1 protein-coding gene is annotated in these 3757 nt (G+C 62.9%); it reads right to left on the minus strand.

Annotated elements, in window-relative coordinates; translation table 11 throughout:
* Positions 1 to 95: 95 nt before the first annotated feature.
* Complete coding sequence (locus WB528_RS04230) at positions 96 to 3374, minus strand: efflux RND transporter permease subunit (RefSeq protein ID WP_423887177.1); 3279 nt, start codon at positions 3372 to 3374, stop codon at positions 96 to 98.
* Positions 3375 to 3757 lie beyond the last annotated feature (383 nt).

A 3757-nucleotide genomic window follows, 5' to 3' on the forward strand; every position in this document is an offset into this window, starting at 1 on the left:
GCATGAAGTACCTGCCGCGCAAACTCGCGTTTGCGAAACTGAAGGCACTCGTCGACGGCGCGGCGATGGTGCGCGCCGAACTGGCTTAAGCGGCTTTATTCGCCGGGAACGAGGCGGCGCTCGCGACGCCGGTTGCGCCAGTGCCTGGCACGGTCGAGATAGAGATAGACGACCGGCGTCGTATAGAGCGTCAGGATCTGGCTCAGGATCAGCCCGCCGAAGATGGCAATACCGAGGGGTTGGCGGAACTCGCTGCCCTCGCCGAGGCCGACCATCAGCGGCAACGCTCCGAACAGCGCGGCCATGGTGGTCATCATGATCGGGCGGAAGCGCATGATGCAGGCCTCGAAAATGGCCTCGCGCGACGACAGCCCGCGCAGGCGTTCGGCGTCGAGTGCGAAGTCGATCATCATGATTGCGTTCTTTTTCACGATCCCGACAAGCAGAATCACGCCGATCATGGCGATAATGTCGAATTCCGTGTGCGACAGCATCAACGCCGCCACGGCGCCGACGCCCGCCGACGGCAGCGTCGACAGGATCGTAAGCGGATGGATGTAGCTCTCATAGAGCATGCCGAGCGAGATGTAGATGGTGGCAAGCGCCGCCAAAATGAGATAGGGCTCGCTCGCAAGCGATTGCTGGAAAAGTTTCGCTGCTCCCGCGAACCCGCCGCGAATGTCTGCCGGCATGCCGATTTTGGTCATGGTGTTTTCGATCGCGGCGACGCCCGCGCTCAGCGAAACGCCCGGCGGCAGGTTGAACGAGACGGTGTTGGCGACCAGAAGGTCCTGATGGTTGACCGAGAGCGGGGTCTCGCCCTGCGAGAATCGCGCGACGCTCGCCAGCGGAATCATCGTCGCGGCGCTGGTGGAGACGGCCGTCCCGGTCGATGAGGCCCCCTTGCCGGAAGCGCCGATCGAGTTAGTGGCGAGGTTTCGCACTGCGTTCGCGGCGATCGCGCTGACCGAGTTTTGCTGCGAAGGCGAGGTGATCGTGCCGGCCACCGCATTGGTGGTTTGCGAGCCACTCGCGGGGCCACCTGACGTGCTGACCCAGACCTCCTGCAATGTCTGCGGATTCTGCCAATAAGCAGGCTCAACCTCCATGATCACGTGATACTGGTTGCGCGCGACATAGATCGTCGAGACCTGCCGCTGCCCGAATGCGTCATAGAGCGTATTGTCGATCTCGCTGACGGAAATGCCGAGCTGCGAAGCTGCATCGCGGTCGATGACCAGGTTGGATTGCAGCGCCTTGTTTTTCTGATCGCTGGAGACGTCGGCCAGTTGCGGCACTCCCTGGAGCGCCGCGACCAGTTTCGGTGTCCAGTCGTTCAGCTCGTCGAAGGTCGGGCCTTGCAGCGTGAATTGATACGCCGCGTTGCCCGATCGGCCGCCTGAGGGAAGGTCTCCGACCGATTGCAGGAACAGCGTCGCGCCGGCTACGGCCGCGAGCTCGCCGCGCAGCCGCTCGATCACGTGTTCGGCCGATATCTTGCGCTCGCCGAGCGGTTTCAGCGATGTGAAGACCGAGCCGGTGTTGGTCGAGGCCGAGCCCGGGCCGCTGCCGCCGGTGAAGCCGACGACGGTGTCGACATCGGGATCCTTTTTGACGATGTCGATGAATTGCGTCAGCTTCTGCTTCATCAGCTGGAACGAGGTACTTTGATCGGCCTGGATCGATCCGACCAGCAATCCCGTATCCTGCTGCGGCACAAAGCCCTTGGGAACGACGCGATAGAGATGGACGTTCAGGACCAGTGTCGCCGCCAGGATCAGCATGACGGTGAGTGGATGACGCAGCGCGATCGCCAGCGTCCATCGGTAACCGTTCAGCATGGCGTCAAAGACGCGCTCGCTCGCCCGATAGATTCGCCCATGCGACTCGCTGCGATTGCCGCGCAGCAAAATCGAGCACATCATCGGCGTCGTGGTCAGCGACACCACCAGCGAGATCGCAATCGCGATGGTTACCGTCATGGCGAATTCGCGAAACAAGCGGCCGACCAGTCCGCCCATCAGCAGGATCGGCACGAACACTGCGACGAGCGATACGCTCATCGACAACACGGTGAAGCCGACCTCGCGGGAGCCGAGCAGCGTGGCTTCAAGCCGCGGCATCCCTGCGTCCATGTGGCGGGCGATATTTTCGAGTACGACGATGGCGTCGTCGACCACGAATCCGGTAGCGACCGTCAGCGCCATCAGCGAGAAGATGTCGAGGCTATAACCGAGCAAGTACATGACCGCGAAGGTCGCCACCAGCGACACGGTGACGGCCACCACCGGGATCAGCGTCGCGCGCGCATTGCGCAGGAACGCGAACACGACGAGGATCACAAGCGCGACCGCAATAACCAGCGTGATTCCGACGTCGCGCAGCGAGGCGCGGATGGTCTTGGAGCGGTCGATGGCGAGATTGACGTCGATGGCCGGCGAGACCGAAGCCTTGAGCTGCGGCATCAGGTTCTTCACGCGGTCGACCATCTGGATGATGTTGGCGCCCGATTGCCGGTAGACGATCATCATGACGGCCGGCTTGCCGTTGGCGAGGCCGAGGGTGCGGAGGTTTTCCACGGAATCGACGATGTCACCGACATCCGACAAGCGCACGGGCGCGCCGTTGCGATAGGCGACGATCAGCGACCTGTAGTCCTCGGCCTTGCTGGCCTGGTCGTTGGAATAGATCTGGTAGCGCCGGTTGCCGACGTCGATGCCGCCCTTCGGACTGTGGGCGTTGGTAGAGGCAAGCGCCGCGCGAACGTCTTCCAGCCCGATGCCGTATTTGTAGAGCGCCGGCGGCAACAGTTCGACGCGGACGGCCGGCAGCGAGCCGCCGCTGACGGCGACTTCGCCGACCCCTTCGATCTGCGACAGCTTCTGGGCGAGGATGGTCGAGGCGGCGTCGTAGAGGCCGGCCGGCGTCAGTGTGTCCGACGTCAAGGTGTAGATCAGGATCGGCGCCGATGCCGGGTTGAACTTGCGATAGGTGGGATTGCTGCGCAGGCTGGCCGGCAAATCGGCGCGGGCCGCGTTGATCGCCGCCTGCACGTCGCGCGCCGCGCCATTGATGTCGCGGCCGATGTCGAATTGCAGGTTGATGCGCGCAGAGCCGAGATTGCTCGTCGAGGTCATTTCGGTGACGCTGGCGATCTGGCCGAGGTGACGCTCGAGCGGGCTTGCGACCGTGACGGCGACATCCGCGGGGCTCGCGCCCGGCAGGGTCGCCTGCACCGAAATCGTCGGGATGTCGACATCGGGCAGCGGCGAGACCGGCAGTTTGAAAAATGCGATGCCGCCGGCCACAACGAGCCCAAGCGAGAGCAGCGTGGTGGCGACCGGACGGCGGATAAAAGGGCTGGAGAGGCTCATAAAGATGCGATCGAAGCCGTTTTCGGATCAGCTTCTATCTGGCAACTCCCCGATACAAAAGCCATACAATGTCACATGGTCTCGCCACACGGCTGCCGCAAATCAAAGCCTCAAAAATGGACGGTTTTCGCTTCATGGCCACTGTAAGTCTGTACCGGCCGACCCACAGCTGGTCGATGGCACTTGGAAATTCCCCGAGCTGGAGCCGGTTCGATCACCGCAGGTCCTCAAGCCAAATGAAAAAGAACAAAACCGCCTCACGGGCCACGATCTGCGTTGGCGTGCTGATTGGGTTGATCGCCGCGACGCAAGTCCTGGCCGCAGATGCACCGGCGCGCAAGCCGGGCCTGTGGGAGGTCAAGACCGCGATCGGTGACCGCGGG

The organism is Bradyrhizobium sp., from assembly GCF_049586575.1.
GTDB lineage: Bacteria > Pseudomonadota > Alphaproteobacteria > Rhizobiales > Xanthobacteraceae > Bradyrhizobium.

Excerpts from the sequence above, each read along its gene's own strand:
- WB528_RS04230 (WP_423887177.1), bottom strand. The coding sequence starts at position 3,374 with ATGAGCCTCTCCAGCCCTTTTATCCGCCGTCCGGTCGCCACCACGCTG.